Below are 23,528 nucleotides of genomic sequence, written 5' to 3' on the forward strand. Positions count from 1 at the left end.
GCTTTTCGTCTCCAGAATTCCCGGAATGAAGAAAAGGGGTCGACGGTGCACCATCGACCCCTTTTTCTTTGTCGCTCGATCAGCCCGACCGGCCGGTCAGCCGGTCAGCCGGTTCAGCGGTCCTGGCCGGGCAGCGGCTTGGGGGCGGGAGCCGGCGCGTGCTTCTTCCTGGGCTTCGGCTTCGGCGGGGGCGGCAGCTGCTTCGACTTCGGCTTCGGGGGCAGCGGGGCCAGCCTCTTGAGGCTCATTTCCGACTCCTTTGTTTCGCGCTGTACGTGAGGTGCTGAATTCCGTTTCCGGAACCCGACACCGAGAAACTTACACACTTCTCATGCGCCGGAACGGCAAAAATGGCAAAGGAGCCCTGTGAACTCCCTGGGAGAAGCTGAGAGTTTCTTTGTGAACCTGGGAGCCGCTTGGGGAAGCCCGCGGTTCCTTTGAGAAACCTGAGAAATGGCGCTTCAGCGCTCGGCGACGGGCCGGCCGGCGGCCGCCTCGGGCAGGGCATTCGCCAGCACCTCCGCCAAGTGCCGCCCCCGCACCCCGCCCAACTGCTCCAGCTGCGTACGGCAGGAGAACCCGTCCGCCAGGACCACCGCGCCCTCCGGCGCCTCCCGGACCGAGGGCAGCAACTGCTCCTCCGCGCAGGCCCGCGACACCTCGAAGTGACCTCTCTCGAAGCCGAAGTCGCCCGCCAGCCCGCAGCAGCCACCGCTCAGCTCGCCGGTCAGGCCCGCCGCCGCACGCAGCCGGCGGTCGGGCGCGTCGCCGAGTACCGCGTGCTGGTGGCAGTGGGTCTGGCCGACCGCCGGGCGGTTCACGGGCGGCGGGGTCCAGTCGGGGGCGTACCGCTGGAGCGCCTCCGCGAAGGTGACCACCGCCGACGCCAGCCGTGCCGCGCGCGGGTCGTCGTGCAGCAGCTCGGGCAGGTCACCGCGGAGGGTGGCCGCACAGCTGGGCTCCAGGACGACGACCGGCGTCGCCGCGTCGAGGACCGGGCCCAGCAGGCCGAGGGTGCGGCGCATGACCTTGCGGGCGTGGTCGAGCTGGCCCGTGGAGACGTACGTCAGCCCGCAGCAGACCCCGCCCCGGGGTGCCTCCACCCGCAGCCCGGCGTCCTCCAGCACCCGTACGGCCGCCCGGCCCACCTCGGGCGAGAGGTGCTCGGTGAAGGTGTCCGGCCACAGGACGACGGGACGCCCGCCGCCGGGACCGGCGCCGGGCGTCCGGTCCCGCCGCCGCCACCACCGGCTGAACGTCCGGCCCGCCACCCGCGGAATCTCCCGCTCGTCCGCGATCCCGCCCAGCCGCCGGGCCACGCGGGCGAGCGGCCGTATCCCCGCCAGGGCGTTGAGCAGCGGCGCGGTACGGGTGCGGTCGATCCAGCGCAGCCACAGCGGCAGCCGGCCCATCGCGTAGTGCGCGGCGGGGCGGCGCCTGCCCCGGTAGTGGTGGTGCAGGAACTCCGCCTTGTACGTGGCCATGTCGACCCCGACCGGGCAGTCCGACCGGCAGCCCTTGCAGGCGAGGCACAGGTCCAGCGCGTCCCGGACCTCGGTGGAGCGCCAGCCGTCGGTGACCAGCTCGCCCGCGAGCATCTCGTGCAGCAGCCGGGCCCGCCCACGGGTGGAGTGTTCCTCCTCGCCGGTCGCGCGGAACGAGGGGCACATGACGGCGGGGCCCGTCGCCGCCGTCGTACGGCACTTGGCCACCCCTACGCACCGGCGGACGGCGGCCGAGAAGTCGCCGTCGTCGGCCGGGTAGCCGAAGGCCACGTCGACCGGCTCGCGCGGCAGCACGGCGAAGCGGAGGTCGGCGTCCAGTGGTGCCGGGCGGACCAGCATGCCGGGGTTGAGCAGGTCGTCGGGGTCCCACAGGGCCTTGGCGCGTCCGAAGAGGGCCACCAGCTCGTCGCCGTACATCCGGGGCAGCAGCTCGGCGCGGGCCTGCCCGTCGCCGTGCTCGCCGGAGAGCGAGCCGCCGTGGGCCACGACCAGGTCGGCGAGTTCCTCGGAGAAGCGGCGGAAGCGGCCGACACCCGCCTCGGTGAGCAGGTCGAAGTCGATACGGACGTGGATGCAGCCGTCCCCGAAGTGGCCGTACGGGGTGCCGCGCAGGCCGTGCGCGGACAGCAGGGCCCGGAAGTCGCGCAGGTAGGCACCGAGCCGGGCGGGCGGTACCGCGCAGTCCTCCCAGCCGGGCCAGGCCTCGGAGCCGTCCGGCATCCGGGTCGCCGTGCCGCTGGCGTCCTCGCGGATGCGCCACAGGGCGCGCTGTTCCCCCGGGTCGGTCACGACGGACGCGCCCACGACATCGGCCGCCCGGACGATCGCCTCCGCACGCGCGCGTGCCTGAGCCGCCGTGTCCCCGCCGGTCTCCACGAACAGCCAGGCGGCGCCCTTGGGCAGCCCGGCCGGGGACCGCACCAGGTCGGCCGCCATGCCCTCCACCGTGAGCGGCCGTCCCCCACTCTCGGCTTCGCTCGAGCGGGGGGACCCCCATGGCAGCAGCCCGGCGGCGGCATCGGCGGCCGCGCCCTCGTCGGCGTACCCCAGCACGGCCAGGGCACGCGCGCGCGGCGCCTCGACCAGCCGGACGACCGCCTCCGTCAGCACGCCCAGCGTCCCCTCCGAGCCGCAGAAGGAGCGGGCGACGTCGGCGCCCTTCTCGGGGAGCAGGGCGTCCAGCGCGTACCCGGAGATCCGGCGGGGCAGCTCCGGGAAGCCGGTGCGCAGCCGGGCCAGCTCGCCCTCCACCAGCGCGCGCAGACCGTCCGGCGCCCCGGACCAGTCCTTGCCGAGCCGCAGCCGCCGCCCGTGCGCGGTGAGCACCTCCAGTTCACGGACGCTGTCCGCCGTGGTCCCCCAGGCCACCGAGTGCGAGCCGCAGGAGTTGTTGCCGATCATCCCGCCGAGCGTGCACCGGCTGTGCGTGGACGGATCGGGGCCGAACCGCAGCCCGTGCGGGGCCGCCGCCTCCTGGAGCCGGTCCAGGACCAGCCCCGGCTGGACGACCGCCGTGCGGGAGCCGGGATCGAGCTCCAGCAGGCGGTTCATGTGCCGGGTGAAGTCCAGCACCACGCCCGTGCCCGTCGCCTGCCCCGCGATCGACGTCCCCCCGCCCCGCGCCACCACCGGCACCCCGCGCGCCCGGCACACCTCCAGCACGGCTGCCACGTCCTCCGCGTCCCGCGGGGCCACCACGCCCAGGGGGACCCGCCGGTAGTTGGACGCGTCCATGGTCACGAGCGCCCGGGAGGTGACATCGAAGCCGACCTCGCCCCGGACGGCCCCGCGCAGCTCCGCCTCAAGCCCCGTGTGTTCCGTCATGCGTCCAGGATGCATCTGCTCACACACAGTCACCGCGAGTTTTCCACAACCCCACCCGTATCGTCGTACAACCTCACAAGTCCAGAGCTCGGCGATCTTGTCTCATCCGACGGACACGGTTCCGTCCGGTTTCGCCCAGCGGATACCCTCCGACTCGTGGCCGACATCCAGATTCCCGCTGACATCAAGCCCGCCGACGGACGTTTCGGCGCGGGCCCCTCCAAGGTGCGCACCGAGGCGCTGGACGCGCTCGCCGCGACCGGCAGCTCGCTGCTCGGCACCTCGCACCGCCAGGCCCCGGTCAAGAACCTCGTGGGCCAGGTTCGCGAAGGCATCAGCTCCCTGTTCTCCCTCCCGGAGGGCTACGAGGTCGTGCTCGGCAACGGCGGCTCCACCGCCTTCTGGGACATCGCCACCCACGGACTGATCGAGAACAAGTCCCAGCACCTCAACTTCGGCGAGTTCTCCTCCAAGTTCGCCAAGGCGGCCAAGCTCGCCCCCTGGCTGGCCGAGCCCACCGTGATCGCCGCCGACCCCGGCACCCACCCCGAGGCCCAGGCCGAGGCGGGCGTCGACGTCTACGCCCTCACCCACAACGAGACCTCCACCGGCGTCGCCATGCCGATCAAGCGCGTGGCCGGTGCCGACGAAGGCGCGCTCGTCCTCGTCGACGCCACCTCCGGCGCCGGCGGCCTCCCGGTCGACATCGCCGAGACCGACGTCTACTACTTCGCCCCGCAGAAGTCCTTCGCCTCCGACGGCGGCCTGTGGATCGGCGTCTTCTCCCCGGCCGCGATCGAGCGCGCCGAGCGCGTCCACGCGAGCGGCCGCCACGTCCCGGAGTTCTTCTCGCTCCCCACGGCGATCGACAACTCCCGCAAGAACCAGACGTACAACACCCCGGCCCTCGCCACCCTCTTCCTGCTCAACCAGCAGCTGGAGTGGCTCAACGGCCAGGGCGGCCTGGCCTTCTCCACCGGCCGCACCAAGGACTCCTCGACCCGCCTGTACAGCTGGGCGGAGGAGTCGAAGTACGCCACCCCGTTCGTCTCCGACCCGGCCAAGCGCTCCCAGGTCATCGGCACGATCGACTTCTCCGACGAGATCGACGCGGCGGCCGTCGCCAAGGTGCTGCGCGCCAACGGCATCGTCGACACCGAGCCCTACCGCAAGCTCGGCCGCAACCAGCTGCGCATCGCGATGTTCCCGGCGATCGACCCGGCGGACGTCGAGGCGCTGACGAAGTGCGTCGACTACGTGATCGAGAAGCTGTAGCCGAGGTCGTACGAACCCGTACGACCCCGTACAACGCGTACGAACCCGTACGAACTTTGAACGGCTCTGTACTGCGAGGAGGGCGCCCGGTGCTCACCGGGCGCCCTTTCTCATCTGGCTTTTCAGGTAACCGTGCACGTCAGGGTGGGCACTCCCCCGCCACCGGGCGCGCCACCGAAGCCGAAGCTCGCCGAACCGCCAGCGGGGAGCGCCCCGTTGTGCGCGGCGTTCACGGCGGTGACGGTCCCGCCGCTCTGGGTGTACGACGCGTTCCACATGTTGGTGACCTGCTGCGAGCCGCTCCAGGTCCAGGTCACCTTCCAGCCGCTGATCGCCGTGGTCCCGGTGTTGGTGACCTTGACGTCGGCGTTGAAGCCGCTGCCCCAGTCACTGCTGACGGTGTAGGTGGCCCCGCAGGAGCCGGTACCGCCCCCGCCTCCTCCACCGCCACCACCGCTTCCGCCGCCCGTGCCCGGGAACAGTGACGCCTTGACGCTCGCCAGGTACCCGTCCTTCACGGTGTCCACGGTCGCCCAGTCGTCCTTGAGGATCCCGCCGGTGTCACCGGAGTTGGGGTTCCAGGACCAGAAGGTCCAGTGGAAGCTGTCGGCGCCATAGGTCGACGTGGGCCGCAGATAACTGACCAGCGCGGCCAGCCACTTCTGGTCCACGGTCGACTGGAGGGTCGTACCGAACTCGCCGACCCACACGGGGGCGAGGTTCTGCTTGAAGATGTAGCCCCAGTACTTGTCCCAGACGCCCGGCATGTTGGCGGGGAACGTGGGATCGCTGAACCAGCTCTGCTGGGCGACGCTGGTGGCGTAGTCGTGGGCGGAGTACACGACCCGGTTGGCCACGCTGAGCTGCACCGGATACTGGGCGACCCCCATCAGGTTGCCGCCCCACCAGCCGGAGACGCCGTTGTACGACTGCACGCCCTCGACGAAGACCAGCAGGTCCGGGTTGACGGAGAGGACGGCGTCGCCCGCGCGCTGGGCGGCGAGCCGCCAGTCGGTGGCCTGGTCTCCGCAGCCCCAGCAGGCGGGATCGTGGGGCTCGTTGTGCAGGTCGATGCCGATGACGGTGTCCTGGCCCTTGTACCGCGCCGCCAGGGACTTCAGATCGGCGATCCAGGTCGACTCGGGGACGGACGAGGTGTACCAGAGCGCCGACTGACCGCCGGAGTCGGGCCGGTGCCGGTCGAGGATGACCTTCAGCCCGTCCTGCCCGGCATACGCGACGAGCTTGTCCATGACCTGGAGGGAGTTGAGCCCCTGGAGGTCGGCGTTCTTGCCGCTGGAGAAGTCGATGCTGTTGGGGACGGTGGAGCTCTTGAAGATGTCGTCGCTGTAGGGCAGCCGGATCGTGTTGTAGCCCAGCGACTTCATCTGGTCGATCATGCTCTTGTAGTCGCGTGACCAGAGGCCGTGCACGACGTAGTTGCCGGTCTCGAAGCCGAACCAGTTGATCCCGGCGATCCGGACCGGCTGCCCGGCCGCGTCCAGGATCTGCCGGCCGCTGGTGTGCCAGTAACCGGCTCCGGGGGCGGCGGCTCTAGGGGCGGCGCCGGGGGCGGTGGCGCTGTCGGCGTGAGCCGTCTGCGCGCCCGTCAGGGGGATGAGGAGCGCCGCCGCGGCAGCGCACAGCGCTCTTCGCAAGCTGCGGAACATGTGGCTGGGTCCTCTCGGGGGTCTCGGGGGAGGCGCGGCCCCGGAACGATGGGAGCGCTCCCATCCACCGCGCTCCACCAGCAAACTGAGCCACCATGCTCACGTCAAGACACCGCGTCGAGGTCTGTTTCAGCCCCGGCGCCGCAGCCGCCGCAGCCCGAAGAGCACGAGGGCCCCCGCGGCGACGGCGACGGCACCCACCTTGAAGCCGTCGCCGGAACCGACGCCACCCCCACCGCCGTCGCCCGAGGCGGAACTCCCGCTGCTCGACGAGGACTTGCCGGACGAGGCACCGCTCGGCGCGTCCTGCGCCTGTACGGAGCTGTCGGCGCCCTCGCTGCCGTACATGAGCTTGGTCCCGTCGGGCGAGTAGCTGACGGACTCCCCCTGCCCCTGCAAGGGCACGTCCAGCCGGCCCCGCCGCTTGATCTTCCCGCCGTTCCAGTCGTAGTAGATGCCGCCGAAGTAGCCGCGTACGGCGAGCTGCCGGCCGTTGGGCGAGAAGGCGGCGTCCGTCGCCCACAGGTCGATGGCGGCGACGGGCTTGAAGATGTTGCTGCCGGAGGAGGAGAGCCGGGCCGGCCCCTCGTACAGGTGCCCCCCGTCCTCGTTCTTGTCGATGATGTAGACCCGCCCGGTCTTGGGATGGACGAGCAGGGACTCGGCGTTCCGGGGCCCGTTCGCGTACTTGACGACGTACTGCGTGGCCGTGACGGTCTGGTCCTTCAGCACCTTCGGCTCGGGCAGCTTGTAGACCCACACGTACGGCCACTTGCCGCCGAGGTTGTCACCGATGTCGCCGACGTAGATCTCGTTCCCGGGCCCGATGGAGATCGCCTCCACGTCCCGCGGGGAACCGATGCCCTTCAGGGTCACGGTGGCGACGGTCTTCCCGGTCCTGCTGTCCACGGCGTAGATGTACGGGCCGTCGTCGCTGTCGTTGTGCGTCCAGTAGATCCCGGGGTGCAGGTGGGAGGCGGCGAGGCCGCTGGACTCGGTGATCTTCGGGTCCTTGATCGTGAATCCCTGGTCACCGGCGCCGTCACCGTCGGCGGCGGAGGCGGGCACGGCGAACACACCCGTGAGCAGAACCCCGGCGAGCAGGGCGAGCGATCGACGCATGCCCCCAAGCCTGCCATCCCGGCGGACCGTTGAGGGACGGACGGCCGACCGGGGGACGTACGACGGGCGTGGTGGGCCTCACATCCCACCCGGTCCCGTGATCGTTCATCATGAGCGGATGCTCAGGTTCATGCCCGTCGGTGACTCCATGACGATCGGGAGCGCGGGCGAATACACGTGGCGCTACCGGCTGTGGCAGCACCTCTGCGCCACCCGCGGCGGCCCCTTCACCTTCGTCGGCCCGCGCGAGACGCTCCACGACAAGACGACGGACGCCCCGACCTCGTACGCCTACGCCGACCCCGACTTCCCCCGCGCCCACCTGGCCGGCTGGGGCGAGGGCTGGGCCCACATGGTCCCGCTGATCGGCGACGTGGTACGCGAACACCGACCCGACGTCCTGCTGGTCTCCCTGGGCCTGATCGACCTCGGCTTCTACACGAACGCCGAGCAGACGGCCGAGAACGTCCGGGCGTTCGTGGCCGGCGCGCGGGAGGTGAACGCGCGCGTGCGGATGGTGCTGCTGCCGGTGATCCCGAACATCCGGGCCGAGGCGGACGACTCCTTCGCCGTGCAGGTGACGGCCTTCAACGAGCTGCTGGCGAAGACGGTGGCGGACCTGGACGAGCCGACGTCCTCCCTCCTGCTGGCCCCGATCCCGGAGTCGTACGACATCCACACCGACACGTACGACGGCACCCACCCGAACGAGAGCGGGGAGCGGAAGCTGGCGGGGGCGTTCGCGCGGGCGATGTGGGAGGAGTGGGGGATCGGACACGAGTACGTGGCTGGAACATGATGACTTGATCCCGGCGTGCCCCGGTCACCGTGCGTATCGTTGTACTGCGCGGCTGCACCCGTGCGGGGGCGGCCGGGGAGGAGCGCCACGATGACCGTCCTTGAAGACAGGATCGAGATGGCCGACGCCGACGCCAACACCGAGCGGTTGGACGAGTGGTTCGAGCGTCTCGAGCGAATGCCCGTCCCCGAAGGATTCAGGGTCGAGATCGTCGGGGGCAACGTTTTCATGACGCCGCAGCGGAACACGCATTGGCAGATCATCCGCCGGTTCCTGTGGGCGGTCGAGGACAGGTTCGGCAGGGACGTCATGGTGTTCTCCGACGTCCGCATCGACTTTCCGGGCCATCAGAACGGCTTCTGCCCGGACGTCGCCATGCTCAAGGACTCGGCGAAGCCGGACGGCGAAGGCCACTGGCGGTACCAGGACGTCGAATTCGTCGCCGAGGTCATCTCCGAGGGCACGGCTCCGAACGACTACGGCCCGAAGAAGACCGCCTACGCGAACGCCGAGGTCCCCGTCTACGTCGTCGCCGATCCCTACCAGGGGCGGTGCTACGTCTACACAGGCCCCAAGGACGGCGACTACGAGAACAGGGTTCCGGTGGACTTCGGCACCGACATCGACCTGACCGGCACAGTCGTCGACCTCGTCCTCAAGACCGACGACTTCCCTCGCGACTGACTCCTACGGGGCGGTGGCGGGGGCTCGGGTTCGGGCGCTGCCGCTGAACCCCGCTGATCGCTTGCATAGAGCGCACTCCAAGCCGTTGGCTTGTGTCCCATGGAGTACACGCAGCTCGGACGTACCGGACTCAAGGTCAGCCGACTCGTCCTCGGCACCATGAACTTCGGCCCTCAGACGGAGGAAGCCGACAGCCACGCGATCATGGACGCGGCGCTGGACGCGGGCATCAACTTCTTCGACACCGCCAATGTGTACGGGTGGGGCGAGAACAAGGGCCGTACGGAATCGATCATCGGCAACTGGTTCGCGAAGGGCGGCGACCGGCGTGACAAGGTCGTGCTCGCCACCAAGGTGTACGGCAACATGGCCGCCGACGGCGAGGCCTGGCCCAACCACGACAAGCTGTCGGCGCTGAACATCAGGCGGGCGGTGGACGCCAGCCTGAAGCGGCTGCGGACCGACTACATCGACGTGTACCAGTTCCATCACGTCGACCGCCGCACCCCGTTCGAGGAGATCTGGCAGGCGATCGACGTCCTGGTCCAGCAGGGCAAGATCCTCTACGTCGGGTCCTCCAACTTCCCCGGCTACAAGATCGCCCAGGCGAACGAGATCGCCGCCCGTCGCGGTGGCACCATCGGCCTCGTCAGCGAGCAGTGCCTGTACAACCTCGCCGAGCGCCGGGCCGAGATGGAGGTGATCCCGGCCGCGCAGGAGTACGGGCTCGGGGTGATCCCCTGGTCGCCGCTGCACGGCGGGCTGCTGGGCGGGGTCATCAAGAAGGAGGTCGAGGGCGGGCGCAGGGCCAGCGGCCGGGCCGCCGATTCCCTCGCCAACACCGCCATCCGGGATCAGATCCAGGCCTACGAGGACCTCCTCGACAAGCACGGCCTCCAGCCGGGCGAGGTCGCGCTCGCGTGGCTGCTGACCCGGCCTGGTGTGACCGGTCCGATCGTGGGTCCGCGCACGGCCGAGCAGCTGGCGTCCGCCGTGCGGGCCGTGGAGCTGGAGCTGTCGGCGGAGGTGCTGACCGGGCTGGACGAGATCTTCCCGGGCCCGGGGCCGTCGCCGGAGGCCTTCGCCTGGTAGCAGGCCCGGCGGCGGGGCGGCGGTGGCGGCGGTAGCGGTGGTGGCGGCGGTCGAAGGCCTACCGATCCACGAACTACCGATCCACGGCCTACTGATCCACGGCCTACTGATCCACGGCCTACTGATCCACGGGCTGCTGATCCACGGGCTGCTGATCCACGGGCTGCTGATCCACGGTCTACTTTCCGTGCACCGCCGCCAACGCCACCAACACGAACATCAGCACGAGCGCACCGGCCATGATCCGGTTCCGGGTTTTCGGGTCCACGTGTCCGAGCCTAACCGGCCCCGCCGGTGATCCCTCCGAGTGCCCAGCGATCGACCGCCTCGTACCGGGGCTGCTCGCCGGGCACTCCGGATTTCGGCAGGTTGCTGCGGACCAGCACCAGCTCGCCGACCGTCCAGGTGCTGCCGGCGAAGGCGGCGAGGGAGTCCACGTAGGGACGCACGTCCACCGCGTCCCGGCTTCTGGCGACCGTCAGGTGGGCCTTGTACCGGCGGTGCTCCCCCATCGGCACGCCCGCCTTGCGTGCCGCCGCCTCCGCGCGTTCGGCCAGGAGCCGCAGGGTCGGCAGGTCACCCTCGGCCCCCGTCCACAGGGCCCGGCCGTGACCGAACTGGCCGCCGCCGCGCAGTGCCAGCGGGAAGGACGGGGTGCGGCCGGCCGCGCGCTTCAGGCGGGCCGACAGGTCGGGTACGAGTTCGTCGTCGACCTCTCCGTAGAAGGCGAGGGTGAAGTGCCAGCCGGGGCGGCCGGTCCAGCGGAGGGCGTCCGCCCCGGGGAGGCTTTTCAGTTCGGCTACTTCGGCGGCGAGTTGCTCGGTGACGTCCGGCGGGGGCAGCACAGCGGCGAAGAGTCTCATAGGGACCAGGGTGGCATCGGGGACTGTTCCGCCCGAGCCCCCGCCGTCGGGGCCGGGGCCCGGCCTCAGGCCACCGCCGCCAGCTGCTCCCGTTCGCGCGGCACGAACCGGAGCCGCGGGTGGCCGTGGTGCCAGGCCACCGACAGGCGCAGGCCGCCGATGCGGGCGAGGACCAGGCCGATGGTGACGGCGGCGGCGGCCGAGACGACGCCGCCGAGGACGAAGCCGACGCGGGGGCCGTAGGTGTCGGTGATCCAGCCGACGACCGGGGCGCCCAGCGGCGTACCACCCATGAAGACCATCATGAACAGGGCCATCACTCGGCCGCGCATGGCCGGGTCGGTGGCCATCTGGACGGCGGTGTTCGCGGTGACGTTGACCGTCAGGCCGGCGATCCCTATCGGGATCATGAGCAGCGCGAACAGCCAGTACGACGGGGCCAGCGCGGCCACGATCTCCAGGGCGCCGAAGGCCGCGGCGGCCGCGATCAGCACGCGCAGCCGGGCCGTGCCGCGCCGGGCGGCGAGGAGGGCGCCGAACAGTGAGCCGACCGCCATGAGGGTGTTGAAGAGGCTGTAGGCGCCGGCGCCCGCGTGGAAGACGTCGTCGGCGTAGGCGGAGAGCCACACCGGGAAGTTGAAGCCGAAAGTGCCGATGAAGCCGACGAGGACGATCGGCCAGATGAGGTCCGGGCGGCCGGCGACGTAGCGCAGGCCTTCGCGGAGCTGGCCCTTCCCCCTCGGCGCCCGGTCGACGACGTGCAGCTCGCGGGCGCGCATCAGCAGCAGGCCGGCGATGGGCGCGACGAACGAGAGGCCGTTGAAGAGGAAGGCCCAGCCGGTGCCGACGCCGGTGATCATGACGCCCGCGACGGCGGGGCCGACCAGACGGGCGGACTGGAAGTTGGCCGAATTCAGACTGACCGCGTTCTGCAACTGCTCGGGGCCGACCATCTCGGACACGAAGGACTGGCGGGCCGGGTTGTCGACGACCGTGGCGAGGCCGACGGCGAAGGCGGCGAGGTAGACGTGCCAGACCTGGACCTGGCCGGTGAGGGTCAGCGCGGCGAGCGCGAGGCCGGTGACGGCCATCGACGCCTGGGTGACCAGCAGCGTGGGGCGCTTGGGCAGGCGGTCGACGAGGACACCGCCGTACAGGCCGAAGAGCAGCATCGGCAGGAACTGGAGGGCCGTGGTGATGCCGACGGCCGCGGAGGAGCCGGTGAGGCTGAGTACGAGCCAGTCCTGGGCGATGCGCTGCATCCAGGTGCCGGTGTTGGAGACGACCTGGCCGATGAAGAAGAGGCGGTAGTTCCGGATCTTCAGCGAGCTGAACATCGAGGATTTGCGCCGGGGGGCGGGCGGGGAGTCGTGGGTGGCCGGTGCGGGGGCGGAAGCTGCTCCGGATCCCGTACTCAAAAGGGTTCGCCTCCTTGCGATGGGCACTGCTTACCGGTGGTGCGAGTTACAGGTGTGCGAGTTTCTCCAGCACGGGGGCGGCGGCGCGCAGTTTGGCCCACTCGTCCTCGTCGAGGCCGTCGACCAGGCCGGCCAGGAAGGCGTTGCGCTTGCGGCGGCTCTCCTCCAGCATCGCCTCGGCCTGCTCGGTCTGGGTGACGACCTTCTGCCGTCGGTCCTCGGGGTGCGGTTCCAGGCGGACCAGTCCCTTGGCCTCGAGCAGGGCCACGATGCGGGTCATCGAGGGCGGCTGCACGTGCTCCTTGCGGGCGAGCTCGCCCGGGGTGGCGCTGCCGCAGCGGAACAGGGTGCCCAGTACCGACATCTCGGTGGGGCTCAGTGACTCGTCGACGCGCTGGTGCTTGAGGCGACGGGAGAGTCGCATCACGGCGGAGCGCAGTGAGTTCACGGCGGCCGCGTCGTCGCCATGGGTAAGGTCCGGCATGTTCTTTAGAGTAACTCATTACTCTCGCTAAAGACCACCGGAGACACGGCCATACACCCGTGACCCTGGCCACTGAACCCCGATATCACTCATTCGGGTGATCTCAGCGCGGAACGTGACGCAACGCGCCGAAGGGTGCCGGGACCCTCGTACGCATGGGGACCAGCGTGCTCAGCCTGCGCATAGACCACGAGCTGCTCGAACGGCTCCGCGACCAGGCCGCCAAAAGAGGAATGAGCGTCCAGGACTACGTGGTCCAGACGCTCATTCGGAACGACTTCGACGAGCGGTTCCAGACCGCCGTCGAGGAGACGGAGAGGTTCTACGGGGTCACGTGACCCGGGCGATCAGGTGAGGCCGAGGGCCGGCATCAGGTAGTAGAAGGCGAACACGGCGGAGACGACGTACATCGGTACGGGGATCTCGCGACCGCGGCCGGCCGCCAGGCGCAGCACCACGAAGGTGATGAAGCCCATGCCGATGCCGTTGGTGATCGAGTAGGTGAACGGCATCATCACCATCGTCACGAAGGCCGGCATGGCGAGGGTGTAGTCGGACCAGTCGATCTCCTTGACGGAGCCGGCCAGGATCAGGAAGCCGACCGCGATCAGGGCCGGGGTGGCCGCCTGGGACGGGACCATCGTGGCGACCGGGGTCAGGAAGAGGGCGATGGCGAACAGGCCGCCGGTGACGATGTTGGCGAGGCCGGTGCGGGCGCCCTCGCCGACTCCGGCGGTGGACTCCACGAAGCAGGTGGTGGCCGAGGAGGAGCTGGCGCCGCCGGCGGCGACGGCGATGCCGTCCACGAACAGCACCTTGTTGATGCCGGGCATCTGGCCCTGGGCGTCCGTGAGCTTGGCCTCGTCGCTGACGCCCATGATCGTGCCCATGGCGTCGAAGAAGCAGGACAGCAGCACGGTGAAGACGAAGAGGATGCCGGTCAGCGCGCCGACCTTGCCGAAGCCGCCGAAGAGGCTGACCTGGCCGATGAGCCCGAAGTCGGGGGTGCCGACCGGGTTGCCCGGCCACTTCGGGGTGGTGAGGCCCCAGGTGGGCACGTGCGTGACCGCGTTGATGATCAGGCCGAGCACGGTCATCGACACGATCGAGATGAGGATCGCCCCGGAGACCTTGCGCACGATCAGCGCGAGGGTGAGCAGGGTGCCCAGGATGAAGACCAGCACCGGCCAGCCGTTGAGGTGGCCGGTGGCGCCGAGCTGGAGCGGGACGGTGGTCTGGGCGACGTCCGGGATACGGGTGACGAAGCCGGAGTCGACGAGGCCGATCAGCATGATGAACAGGCCGATGCCGATGGAGATCGCCTTGCGCAGGCTGTAGGGCACCGCGTTCATCACGCGCTCGCGGAGGCCGGTGGCGACGAGCAGCATGACGACGAGGCCGGCGAGGACGACCATGCCCATCGCGTCCGGCCAGGACATCCGGGGGGCGAGCTGGAGGGCGACGACCGAGTTGACGCCGAGACCGGCCGCGAGGGCGATCGGGACGTTGCCGATGACGCCCATGAGGAGGGTCGTGAAGGCGGCGGTGACGGCGGTGGCCGTGACCAGCTGGCCGTGGTCGAGCTGATGCCCGTACATGTCCTTCGCGCTGCCGAGGATGATCGGGTTCAGCACGATGATGTACGCCATCGCGAAGAAGGTGGCGAAACCGCCACGGACCTCGCGCGACAGCGTGCTGCCCCGCTCCGAGATCCTGAAGAAGCGGTCGATCGCGCCGTACGCGGGCGCGTTGCCCGGCTGTTCCGGAGCGGGGACCTTGGCTGGGGCCGAGGTGGACATGCGTGACCTTTCGTCACCAGCGGGCGTTCCCCCTGGCCCGTTTGGTGTTTCCTACGAATATAAGTTGCCAAACACAAACCGTTTCAGTATGAACATATAACTCTGTGAGCGCCATCTCCGCGCGTAGACCTGATCACCTCGTAAGCTGTGCGCATGGAGAAGTGGACCCCCACGCATGAGGCCCCGGAGCCGCTGGAAGGCCCCGTGGTCGCCACGATCACCGGCGGCACGATCGTCTGGTTCGTCCTCTTCCTCGCCCAGCTCCCCTTCTACGGCTGGTACGCCGACCGCGGCCACACCTGGTGGATCTGGACCTGCCTGGCCGGCGGCGGCCTCGGCCTCATCGGCGTCTGGTACGTCCGCCGACGCGACGCGGCGATCAAGCGAGCGGCAACTGTCCAGCCGGGGCCCGCTGAATAGTCGCCCCCCGCTGTAGCCGGGCCCTGCTGGGGGCTGCCGCCCCCAGACCCCCGCATCGGCCCTGAACGGGCCTCGTCCTCAAACGCCGGACAGGCTGGATGATGCCGACCGGGGTTGAGAGGCGTAAGCCGGGGGCGACGGGCGAAGCCCGATGGGGGGCAGGAGTCAGTCCCCGCCGGGGTCTGGGGGCGGAGCCCCGGAGGGGTGCAGGGGGCGGAGCCCCCGCCACCCCGAAGGGGTGCAGGGGGCGGAGCCCCCCCGCCGGGATGCAGGAGCGGAGACCCGCAAGGGGTGCCGTCGGGGTCTGGGGCGGAGCCCCAGGAGGGGGCGGCCTCTCAGTTGGCCGTCATGGGTGGGTGGGTGGGAAACGGGGGCCCGAGGCGGATGCCCCTCGACGGGAAACAGGGCTCGGGGAAGCCCCCGTCGTACACCCATTCGGCAGGTGAAGGTTCAAATCCGCACGTACCGTCGAATGCATGACGCACATCGACGCGGCCGGTACAAGGCTGCACGCGCCGACCCGGCCCGGCGGCCTGACCTCGGGCGAGGTGGCGGAGCGTGTCGCGCGCGGTGAGGTCAACGACGTCCCCGTACGCAGCAGCCGCTCCCTCACCGACATCGTCCGCGCGAACGTCTTCACCCGGTTCAACGCGATCATCGGCGTGCTCTGGCTGGTCATGCTGTGCGTCGCGCCGATCCAGGACAGCTTCTTCGGGTTCGTCATCCTCGCCAACACCGGCATCGGCATCCTCCAGGAGTGGCGCGCGAAGCAGACCCTGGACTCGCTGGCCGTCATCGGCGAGGCCAGACCGACCGTCCGCCGTGACGGCGTCACGACCGAGGTGCGGACGTCCGGGATCGTGCTCGGCGACCTCATCGAGATCGGGCCCGGCGACAAGATCGTCGTGGACGGTGAATGCGTCGAGGCCGACGGGCTGGAGATCGACGAGTCGCTGCTCACCGGTGAGGCCGACCCCGTCGTCAAGGCCTCCGGCGACCGCGTCATGTCCGGCAGCTTCGTCGTCGCGGGCGGCGGCGCCTTCCGGGCGACGAAGGTCGGCCGCGAGGCCTACGCCGCGCAGCTCGCCGAGGAGGCCTCCCGCTTCACGCTGGTCCACTCCGAGCTGCGCTCCGGCATCTCGACCATCCTCAAGTACGTCACCTGGATGATGGTCCCGACCGCGGTCGGCCTCGTCATCAGCCAGCTCGTGGTCAAGCAGCACGGGCTGAAGGACTCGGTCGCCCGGACCGTCGGCGGCATCGTCCCGATGGTCCCGGAGGGGCTGGTGCTGCTCACCTCCGTCGCCTTCGCGATAGGCGTCATCCGGCTCGGCCGCAAGCAGTGCCTCGTGCAGGAGCTGCCCGCCATCGAGGGCCTCGCCCGCGTCGACACCGTCTGCCTGGACAAGACGGGCACGCTCACCGAGGGCGGGATGGACGTCACGGAGCTGCGGGCCATGGACGGACACGACGAGGCGTACGTACGACGGGTCCTCGGCGCCCTCGGCGAGTCCGACCCCCGTCCCAACGCCTCGCTCCGCGCGATCATCGACGCCTACCCGGACAGCGAGGAGTGGCGCTGCGTGGAGTCGCTGCCCTTCTCCTCGGCCCGCAAGTACAGCGGCGCCAGGTTCAGCGAGGGCGACGGCGAGACGAGCACCTGGCTGCTCGGCGCGCCCGATGTCCTGCTGCCGGCCGGTGATCCGGCCCTGGCCGAGACCGAGCGGCTCAACGAGCAGGGTCTGCGTGTCCTGCTGCTGGCCCGCGCGGGCCGGGACGACCTGGACGTCCCCGACGTCGTCGACGGGGCCGCGCCCGCCGCCCTCGTCGTACTGGAGCAGCGCCTGCGGGCCGATGCCGCCGACACCCTGCGCTACTTCGCCGACCAGGACGTCCGCGCCAAGGTCATCTCGGGTGACAACGCGGTCTCCGTGGGCGCCGTCGCCGCCAAGCTCGGGCTCGGCGGTTCGGCGGTCGACGCGCGCCGGCTGCCCGCCGAGCGGCACGGGATGGCGGACGCGCTGGACGGGGCGACCGTCTTCGGCCGGGTCACTCCGCAGCAGAAGCGGGAGATGGTCGGCGCGCTCCAGTCGAAGGGGCACTCGGTCGCGATGACCGGCGACGGCGTGAACGACGTACTGGCGCTGAAGGACGCCGATATCGGCGTGTCGATGGGATCGGGCTCGGAGGCCACCCGCGCGGTCGCGCAGATCGTGCTGCTGGACAACAGCTTCGCCACGCTGCCGTCGGTGGTCGCGGAGGGCCGACGGGTCATCGGGAACATCACCCGGGTGGCGACCCTGTTCCTGGTCAAGACCGTCTACTCGGTGCTGCTGGCCGTGCTGGTGGTGTGCTGGGGAGTGCAGTACCCGTTCCTCCCGCGGCACCTGACGCTGCTGTCCACCCTCACCATCGGCATCCCGGCCTTCTTCCTCGCCCTCGCGCCCAACAGGGAACGCGCCCGCCCGCACTTCGTACGGCGTGTGATGCGGTACGCGGTGCCGGGCGGGCTGGTGGCCGGGGTGGCGACCTTCGTGATGTATCTCGTCGCCCGGCACCACTACACCGGCGCCGGCTCCCTGGAGGCGGAGACGAGCGCGGCCACCCTGACCCTCTTCCTGATCTCCATGTGGGTCCTGGCGATCATCGCCCGCCCCTACACCTGGTGGCGGGTGGTCCTGGTGGTCTCGATGGGCCTGGCGTTCGTCTGCGTCCTGGCGGTGCCCGCCCTCCAGACCTTCTTCGCCCTGAAGCTGGTGGGTGTCGCGATGCCCTGGACGGCGGTGGCCGTCTCGGCGGTGGCGGCGGTCGCCCTGGAGTTCCTGTGGAAGTGGGTCGACCGCCGCTTTCCGGCGTGAGCGTCACACCGCGGGCCACATGATCCTGTCCTCGACCCCAGACTGGAGATCACGGATTGAGTCACCCCATCGAACACGGCGACGAGACGGTCTGGGACGCGGGATATCACGGCGGGCAGCTGTAGCACGCCCTCGCCGAGGGCGCGGCCGGGTTCCTCGACGTGCCGAAGTCCAGCGGGAGCTGGGGCACAGCCTGCTCGTCACCTCGCTCGTCCCGCTGGAACGGGTGGGCGGACGAATCACCGTACGGCCCGCGGACGCGGCGGCCCTCGATGAGGCGAAGGCCGCCTTCGGCCGGACCATGGCGTCGTAGCGGCCGGACGAGGGTTACCGCACGTCGACGTAGTCACCCGTGGCGCTGACCGCCGGGGTGGTCGAGGTGCCCGCGAAGGAGAGGCGCCAGTAGCCGTCGTACTGCGCGGTGGCGGTGGCCTGCACGTTGCCGGACGAGTCCGAGGTCACCGTCTTGACGGTGGTGTACGTGGTCGTGCCCGCCTTGCGGAACTGGAGCTTGACCGGCTGGCTGGTGTAGCCGTGGTACAGGCCGTCCTCCCAGTTGGCGCGGGACAGCTTGCCCGTGGTGGTGAGGGTCTTGCCCTTGGTCACCGGCTCCGGGCCCGCGTTGGCCGTGAGCTTGGAGTAGCGCTGCACGTTGCTGGTGGCGAGGCTGCCCTGGTCCTTGAAGCCGACCTTGCTGAGGTCGGGGTTGTCCGGGTCCTGGCCGTTGAAGGCGTAGGCCTCGGCGGCGACGGTCCAGCCGCCGGCGTCGGCGTTCTTGAGCTCGCCCTCGCCCGGGTGGATGTCGACGGTGCCCGTGCAGGTGGCGGTGGTCGACGAGGTGACCGTGCAGGTGGCGAAGTCGTCGCCCTCCAGCGTCTTGCTCGGGTCGTCCAGGGTGCCGCGGTAGAGGTAGGCGTCGCTGAAGAAGTCGGACGCGGTGACGTCCACGTCGGCGCCGTGGGTCAGCGTGTACGAGTACGTGGTGCTGACCTGGTTGGTGGTGCCGACCTTGATCGCCGAGGCGATCTTGAGGTTGGAGAAACTGACGTCCATCGTGTACGGCGTACCGCTGGACCCGGTGGCGTGCGCGGCGGGCACGGCGAGGGCGGAGAGGGCCAGGGCGCCGGAGACGGCGGCCACGGTGGCACGGATGCGCATTGCGTTCCCCATGTGGGAGGAGTGATCGGGGAGTCTCTTGACTCGACAGCTCTGATCAGTGACGCGTGCGGCTGGTTGTACGCCGGTGGCCGGATCCGGCCAGTTTTTGCGTGGCTATTGCACACGGATGGCCGAAAGCAGAGGCAGAGGAAGCGTTTCGGCCCCAGGAGGCCGGCTGCGTCCTGGGGCCGAAAACGGGTCCTGCCTACTGCCTACTGCCTACTGCCTACTGCACGTCGACGAAGTCACCCGTGGCGCTGACCGCCGGGGTGGTCGAGGTGCCCGCGAAGCTGTAGCGGAAGTAGCCGTCGACCGACGCGGTGGTCGTGGTCTTCAGGTTGCCGGTGGAGTCCGACTTGATGGTCTTCAGCGTGGTGTAGGTGCTGGAGCCCTTCTTGCGGAACTGGAGCTGGACGGACTGGCTGGTGTAGCCGTGGTACTGGTGGTCCTCCCAGTTGGCGCGGGACAGCTTGCCCGTGACCGTGATGGTCTTGCCCTTCTTCACCGGCTCCGGCGAGGCGTTGACCGTCAGCTTGGAGTAGCGCTGCACCAGGGTGGTGCCGAGACCGAACTGGGCGGCGCTGTCCTCGGTGGTGTAGTTGAGGGCCAGGGCGCCGCCGTGCCAGGTGCCGGCGTCGGAGTTCAGCAGCTCCTCGTCGTTCGGGCCCGGGTAGATGTCGATGTTGCCCTTGCAGGTGGCGGTGGTCGCCGAGGTCGCGGAGCAGGTCGCCGGGGCGTCACCGAACAGCATGTTGTCCGGGGCGTCGGAGGAGCCCTTGTAGATGAACGGGCCGTTGGCGAAGTCTTCGGAGGTGATGTCGACGTCGGCGCCGTGGGTCAGCGTGTAGGTCACCGAGGTGGCGACGTGGTTGGTGGTGCCGACCTTGACCGCCTTGGCGATCTTGAAGTTCGAGAAGGTGACGTCCAGGTCCGCGGCCGTGGTGGCGGTGAACGCCGTCTTGCCGGAAGCGGCGTGCGAGACGGCCTGCGCGGCGTCGGCGCGGTACGACGAGGCGTCGGCCTGCGCGGCCGGGACGGCGAACGCGGAGAGAGCCAGGGCGCCGGAGACGGCGGCCACAGTGGCACGAATGCGCATGTGTTTCCCCTGATGGAGAAGGGTGGGCACGGGGCCCAAGTGATCGGGGAGTCTGTTGACTCAGGTGATCAGATCCGCCATCAGGGGCAATGGTTGTACGCGATTGAAGAATTTGTGCGAAGACTTCGGAAGCGCAACTCAGTCGAACCAGCGGTCCCGGGCCAGCTCCTCCGTGCGTGACGGGTCCTCCAGCAGTGCCGCGACCTCGAAGCGACGCGGCCACTGGCCGGCGGCCCAGGCGAGGCCGGCGGCGACACCTTCCAGGGTGGCGGCGTGCAGGACGCCGTCGTCGGTCAGGCGCCAGTCGATCTCCACGCCGTCGACCACGAGTTCGTCGTGCTCGACGTAGGTGTCCGGGGTGCGCGGGCCCAGCAGTACGCGTACCGACTCGGGTACGTCGTGCTCGGCGCCCTCGGAGTCCACCTCGCCGGTCACGGACTCGCTCAGCCGCCGCACCTGGAACAGCTCGGCCAGCTCGGCGGCCCGGGTGGGGCGGACCGGCAGCAGCGGGACCCCGGACGTGAAGGGCAGCAGGTCGGGCGAGTCGACGACGACGGCGCCGCCGGCCTCCACCACCGCCACCCGCCCGTCGACGACGGCCCGCAGCTCGTCCGGCAGGGTGACCTGCTCGGGGTCGAGGTCGGCCAGCGCGCTGTACAGGCCGTGCAGTTGGGCGGGCTTGACCGGGCGCTCCGGGTCGGCGAGGCGGTCCAGCAGTTCGGCGGCGCCGCCGGGCTCGTCGAGCAGGGCGGCGACGGACGTGCGCACCCCGAGGGCCTTGAGGACCTGCTCGTCCTCGAAGCCGGTGGCGTCCGCCTCGTCGTACAGGCCGTGCAGCAGCGGGTCGCCGCCGGCCGCGAGGAGACCCGCCGGGCGGCGGCCGGCGAGGACCGGGTGCCCGCGCAGCCACCATGCCGTGTACGGCCGTACGACCTCGTGGGTGCCGTCCGGCAGCAGGATCCGCACCGGCTGGGTGAGCGCGTCGCGCAGCGGCGGACGGGCGAGCAGGGCGAGGGCCTGCGGCCAGTGGTCGTCGTCGACGAGGTCGAGGTCGCGGACGGCGACGAGTTCGGTGGCGACCGGGGGTACGGGGGTGTCGGGGAAGCGGTCGAGGATGTCCTCGCACCACACGTCCACGGCGTCCAGCAGGCCGGCGTCGTCCGGTTCGGCGAAGTCGCCCTCGCGGGGCTCCAGTTCGTCCGGGTCGAGGACGACGTCCGTGGCCCGTACGAGGGCGAAGTCGGCCAGCACGCCACAGGCGGCCAGCGGCTGCTCGCCCCATTTTTCGGCCAACTCGGCGTCCACGGCCGCGAGTTCACCCTCGCGGATGACCTGGGCGAAGGGGCTGCCGGGGAGGACGAGCTCACCGGCGGGGGCGAGTTCGCCGTCCTCGTCGGTCAGGGCGAGGGCACCCAGCCACGGCTCGTCGCCCGGCTCCAGACCCGCGTCGCGGACCAGGGCGAGGACGGCGTCGGCCAGTTCCTCGGCGTCGAGGCCGTCCTCCTCCCAGGCCACCGCGCCCTCGTCGTCCAGGGAGGCGGCGACGGCGGCCCGTACCTGCGGGGTGGTCAGGACGGCACGCGGGGTCGCGGGCAGCGCGCCGAGCTTCTCCAGGAGCGGGTGCGCGGCGTCCGGATGGGCGACCTTCAGGCCTAGCCGGCCGAGCACCTCCGGGTCGACGGCGGCCGCGTCCGGGGTGGGCAGCAGGACCTGGCGGGGCCCGATCGTCGTACGCCCGTCGGCGAGCGGCACGGGCAACCCCGAGAGCCGGTCGGGGTCGACGCCGGCGAGGCTGTCGTACAGCCGCCACCACCAGTCGGGGGACTTCTCCAGACCGGCCAGCCGGTCGACGGCGTCGGCGAGCGGGAGGCGGGCGACGCCCAGCGTGCGCAGCTCGACGCGGCGTTCCAGGCCGGCGGGGAGCAGCGTGGGCAGCACCTCGGCGAGGACCCGGACGGTGTCGGTGCCGGCGCCCTCGGCGATCTCCGCGTCCCGGGGGCGCAGGGACTCCGGGAGTTCCGCGGCGACCTCGTGATCCGGGCTGCCCGCGGCCTCGGCGGGGTGCTTCGGGGGTGCGGCCGGGGGCAGGAAGGCCGTGCGCGGGAGGCGGTCGAGGATCGACTGGCGCAGGGCGCCGTCGAGTTCGCCCTTGCCGAGCGGGCCGGGCACGAGGTCGATGATGCCCTCGGTCACCGGGCGCCAGTCGGCGAGGAGATCGACGTACGCGTCCGCCGCGCGCTGCACCAGGAAGTCGGTCAGCGGGCCGGGGGCGGCGTGCCGGCGGGTGGTGTCCAGCGGGAAGGAGGCGATGAGCAGGGCGGGGACGCCGAGGGGCTCGTCGCTCGGGGTGGGGGCGTGCACGACGGGTGTGGTGCGGGGGCGGGCCGGGGTGCCGTCCGGGTCGGGCACGGCCCAGGTGACCGACCAGTGCGGGCGCAGCCGCTCCTCGACCGGGCGGTCGGCGAGCAGGTCCGGGGTGAGCGGGCCGTGCGCGGAGACCGTGCGCCAGCGGGTCGTGCCGTCGCGGGAGTCGTTCACGACCGTGTGGGCGCCCTCGGTGCGGCGGCGCAGGGTGCGGGGGGCGTCGTCGTTGATCTCGACGACCACCTCCTCCAGGCCGGGCAGGGCGAGCAGGAGGGCGTCGTCGACGGCGTGCAGGAGGCGTTCGGCGAGGTCGGTGGCGGCCGCGTCGCGCAGCGGGAGGATGACGGCCGTGTCGTACGGGTCCGGGGCGCTGCCCTCGGCGGCGAACGGCAGGCGCAGCAGCGGTACGTGTCCGTCGCGGCGGCGGATCTCGTCGCCCAGGCCGGGGCTGTGGCGGGCGGTGTCGACGGCGAGTTCGCGGGCCTCGGCGAGGGACCAGCGGACGCCGCCGTGCCGGCCTACGACCGCGGGCTCGTCGGTGACGGCGAGTACGGCGGCGAAGCCGACGCCGAAGCGGCCGACGGTGGGCCGGTTTTCGTCGGCCTCGCGCTTGGCGGAGGCGCGGAGGGTGGAGAGCGACTCGACGCCGGCCGCGTCCAGGGGGGCGCCGGTGTTGGCGGCGACCAGGACGCCGTCGCGGAGGGTGAGGCGGAGGCGGCCGGGCACGTGGGCGTGGGCGCGGGCCGCTGCGTCGGCGGCGTTCTGGGCCAGCTCGACGACGAGGCGGTCCCGGTAGCCGCCGAGGACCAGGTCCTCCTCGGCGTTGGCGTCCTCGCGGAAGCGGGCGGGGCTGGTGGCCCAGGCGTCGAGCACCCCGCGGCGGAGGCGGGCGGTACCGAAGGGGTCGGCACCCTCTGTTGCCGGGCGCACGTACTTGGTCACGGTCACTCTCCTCGTCGGCTGACCACGAAGGTACCGCGCCGCTGCCGCTGGGCTTGGCCGGTGGGCCCGGTGGGGGGTGCTTCCTGGGGCTGCGCCCCAGACCCCGGGTCGGCTGGGGGTGCCACGCCCTGGGGCTCCGCCCCAGACCCCGGGGG

The 23,528-nt window shown here is 70.9% G+C and carries 18 protein-coding genes; 7 read left to right on the forward strand and 11 right to left on the reverse strand.

Annotated elements, in window-relative coordinates; translation table 11 throughout:
- Positions 1-113: 113 nt before the first annotated feature.
- Both ABZ915_RS22155 and ABZ915_RS22160 read right to left on the reverse strand, forming a co-directional pair.
- Complete coding sequence (locus ABZ915_RS22155) at positions 114-248, reverse strand: hypothetical protein (protein WP_361805607.1); 135 nt, start codon at positions 246-248, stop codon at positions 114-116.
- Between the two features lie 213 nt (positions 249-461).
- Positions 462-3,329 (reverse strand): FAD-binding and (Fe-S)-binding domain-containing protein, encoded by a 2,868-nt coding sequence (locus ABZ915_RS22160; protein WP_361805610.1) that lies wholly within the window; start codon positions 3,327-3,329, stop codon positions 462-464.
- Between the two features lie 156 nt (positions 3,330-3,485).
- Between ABZ915_RS22160 and serC the strand changes: the two genes are divergently transcribed.
- A complete protein-coding gene (gene serC / locus ABZ915_RS22165) occupies positions 3,486-4,604 on the forward strand; it encodes a phosphoserine transaminase (RefSeq protein WP_361805613.1) in 1,119 nt (372 codons plus the stop codon).
- Between the two features lie 122 nt (positions 4,605-4,726).
- Here the strand turns inward: serC and ABZ915_RS22170 are convergent, their stop codons facing one another.
- Positions 4,727-6,274, reverse strand: a complete 1,548-nt coding sequence (locus ABZ915_RS22170; protein ID WP_361805616.1) for a cellulase family glycosylhydrolase — start codon at positions 6,272-6,274, stop codon at positions 4,727-4,729.
- Positions 6,275-6,403: 129 nt separating this feature from the next.
- Positions 6,404-7,396, reverse strand: a complete 993-nt coding sequence (locus tag ABZ915_RS22175; RefSeq protein ID WP_361805619.1) for a WD40 repeat domain-containing protein — start codon at positions 7,394-7,396, stop codon at positions 6,404-6,406.
- Positions 7,397-7,514: 118 nt separating this feature from the next.
- Between ABZ915_RS22175 and ABZ915_RS22180 the strand changes: the two genes are divergently transcribed.
- The 3 genes from ABZ915_RS22180 to ABZ915_RS22190 all read left to right on the forward strand — a co-directional run bounded on the left by ABZ915_RS22180 (position 7,515) and on the right by ABZ915_RS22190 (position 9,971).
- A complete protein-coding gene (locus tag ABZ915_RS22180) occupies positions 7,515-8,195 on the forward strand; it encodes a GDSL-type esterase/lipase family protein (protein ID WP_361805622.1) in 681 nt (226 codons plus the stop codon).
- A 90-nt stretch (positions 8,196-8,285) separates the two neighbouring features.
- Positions 8,286-8,879, forward strand: a complete 594-nt coding sequence (locus ABZ915_RS22185; protein ID WP_361805625.1) for a Uma2 family endonuclease — start codon at positions 8,286-8,288, stop codon at positions 8,877-8,879.
- 99 nt (positions 8,880-8,978) lie between these two features.
- Entirely contained in the window at positions 8,979-9,971 is a 993-nt protein-coding gene (locus tag ABZ915_RS22190; RefSeq protein ID WP_361805628.1) for an aldo/keto reductase, read from the forward strand.
- Positions 9,972-10,249: 278 nt separating this feature from the next.
- Here the strand turns inward: ABZ915_RS22190 and thpR are convergent, their stop codons facing one another.
- The 3 genes from thpR to ABZ915_RS22205 form a co-directional block, all read right to left on the reverse strand.
- Positions 10,250-10,834 (reverse strand): RNA 2',3'-cyclic phosphodiesterase, encoded by a 585-nt coding sequence (gene thpR / locus ABZ915_RS22195; RefSeq protein ID WP_361805630.1) that lies wholly within the window; start codon positions 10,832-10,834, stop codon positions 10,250-10,252.
- A gap of 65 nt (positions 10,835-10,899) precedes the next feature.
- Positions 10,900-12,252: an MFS transporter gene (locus ABZ915_RS22200; protein ID WP_361805633.1), complete on the reverse strand. Its 1,353-nt coding sequence runs from the start codon at positions 12,250-12,252 to the stop codon at positions 10,900-10,902.
- Between the two features lie 46 nt (positions 12,253-12,298).
- Positions 12,299-12,736, reverse strand: coding sequence for a MarR family transcriptional regulator (locus ABZ915_RS22205; RefSeq protein ID WP_361442699.1), 438 nt, complete (start codon positions 12,734-12,736; stop codon positions 12,299-12,301).
- 155 nt (positions 12,737-12,891) lie between these two features.
- On the opposite strand from ABZ915_RS22205, the gene ABZ915_RS22210 reads away from it, so the two are divergent.
- Positions 12,892-13,074, forward strand: a complete 183-nt coding sequence (locus tag ABZ915_RS22210) for a CopG family antitoxin (protein ID WP_361805636.1) — start codon at positions 12,892-12,894, stop codon at positions 13,072-13,074.
- A gap of 9 nt (positions 13,075-13,083) precedes the next feature.
- Here ABZ915_RS22210 and ABZ915_RS22215 read toward each other — a convergent pair whose 3' ends face one another.
- Positions 13,084-14,535 carry an NCS2 family permease gene (locus tag ABZ915_RS22215; protein WP_361805639.1) on the reverse strand — a complete coding sequence of 484 codons (1,452 nt, stop codon included), beginning with the start codon at positions 14,533-14,535 and terminating at the stop codon, positions 13,084-13,086.
- A 153-nt stretch (positions 14,536-14,688) separates the two neighbouring features.
- Here ABZ915_RS22215 and ABZ915_RS22220 point away from each other — a divergent pair, with 153 nt between their 5' ends.
- Complete coding sequence (locus ABZ915_RS22220; RefSeq protein ID WP_361805642.1) at positions 14,689-14,955, forward strand: DUF2530 domain-containing protein; 267 nt, start codon at positions 14,689-14,691, stop codon at positions 14,953-14,955.
- 476 nt (positions 14,956-15,431) lie between these two features.
- Positions 15,432-17,813, forward strand: coding sequence for an HAD-IC family P-type ATPase (locus tag ABZ915_RS22225; RefSeq protein WP_361805645.1), 2,382 nt, complete (start codon positions 15,432-15,434; stop codon positions 17,811-17,813).
- Between the two features lie 327 nt (positions 17,814-18,140).
- On the opposite strand, the gene ABZ915_RS22230 is transcribed toward ABZ915_RS22225, so the two are convergent.
- The 3 genes from ABZ915_RS22230 to ABZ915_RS22240 all read right to left on the reverse strand — a co-directional run bounded on the left by ABZ915_RS22230 (position 18,141) and on the right by ABZ915_RS22240 (position 23,373).
- A complete protein-coding gene (locus ABZ915_RS22230) occupies positions 18,141-18,971 on the reverse strand; it encodes a hypothetical protein (protein ID WP_361805648.1) in 831 nt (276 codons plus the stop codon).
- 226 nt (positions 18,972-19,197) lie between these two features.
- The gene (locus ABZ915_RS22235) at positions 19,198-20,067 is read right to left on the reverse strand and encodes a hypothetical protein (RefSeq protein WP_361805651.1); all 870 of its coding nucleotides are present in this window, start codon (positions 20,065-20,067) and stop codon (positions 19,198-19,200) included.
- A 138-nt stretch (positions 20,068-20,205) separates the two neighbouring features.
- Entirely contained in the window at positions 20,206-23,373 is a 3,168-nt protein-coding gene (locus ABZ915_RS22240) for a molecular chaperone Hsp90 (RefSeq protein ID WP_361805654.1), read from the reverse strand.
- Positions 23,374-23,528: the final 155 nt, after the last annotated feature.

Source organism: Streptomyces sp. NPDC046915 (genome assembly GCF_040644935.1).
Lineage (GTDB): Bacteria > Actinomycetota > Actinomycetes > Streptomycetales > Streptomycetaceae > Streptomyces.

Coding starts and splice junctions, on each gene's coding strand:
- thpR (WP_361805630.1), bottom strand. CDS start 10,834: ATGAGACTCTTCGCCGCTGTGCTGCCCCCGCCGGACGTCACCGAGCAA.
- ABZ915_RS22230 (WP_361805648.1), bottom strand. CDS start 18,971: ATGCGCATCCGTGCCACCGTGGCCGCCGTCTCCGGCGCCCTGGCCCTC.
- ABZ915_RS22185 (WP_361805625.1), top strand. CDS start 8,286: ATGACCGTCCTTGAAGACAGGATCGAGATGGCCGACGCCGACGCCAAC.
- ABZ915_RS22155 (WP_361805607.1), bottom strand. CDS start 248: ATGAGCCTCAAGAGGCTGGCCCCGCTGCCCCCGAAGCCGAAGTCGAAG.
- ABZ915_RS22225 (WP_361805645.1), top strand. CDS start 15,432: ATGACGCACATCGACGCGGCCGGTACAAGGCTGCACGCGCCGACCCGG.
- ABZ915_RS22170 (WP_361805616.1), bottom strand. CDS start 6,274: ATGTTCCGCAGCTTGCGAAGAGCGCTGTGCGCTGCCGCGGCGGCGCTC.
- ABZ915_RS22175 (WP_361805619.1), bottom strand. CDS start 7,396: ATGCGTCGATCGCTCGCCCTGCTCGCCGGGGTTCTGCTCACGGGTGTG.
- ABZ915_RS22235 (WP_361805651.1), bottom strand. CDS start 20,067: ATGCGCATTCGTGCCACTGTGGCCGCCGTCTCCGGCGCCCTGGCTCTC.
- ABZ915_RS22220 (WP_361805642.1), top strand. CDS start 14,689: ATGGAGAAGTGGACCCCCACGCATGAGGCCCCGGAGCCGCTGGAAGGC.
- ABZ915_RS22160 (WP_361805610.1), bottom strand. CDS start 3,329: ATGACGGAACACACGGGGCTTGAGGCGGAGCTGCGCGGGGCCGTCCGG.
- ABZ915_RS22180 (WP_361805622.1), top strand. CDS start 7,515: ATGCTCAGGTTCATGCCCGTCGGTGACTCCATGACGATCGGGAGCGCG.
- ABZ915_RS22190 (WP_361805628.1), top strand. CDS start 8,979: ATGGAGTACACGCAGCTCGGACGTACCGGACTCAAGGTCAGCCGACTC.
- ABZ915_RS22205 (WP_361442699.1), bottom strand. CDS start 12,736: ATGCCGGACCTTACCCATGGCGACGACGCGGCCGCCGTGAACTCACTG.
- ABZ915_RS22210 (WP_361805636.1), top strand. CDS start 12,892: ATGGGGACCAGCGTGCTCAGCCTGCGCATAGACCACGAGCTGCTCGAA.
- ABZ915_RS22215 (WP_361805639.1), bottom strand. CDS start 14,535: ATGTCCACCTCGGCCCCAGCCAAGGTCCCCGCTCCGGAACAGCCGGGC.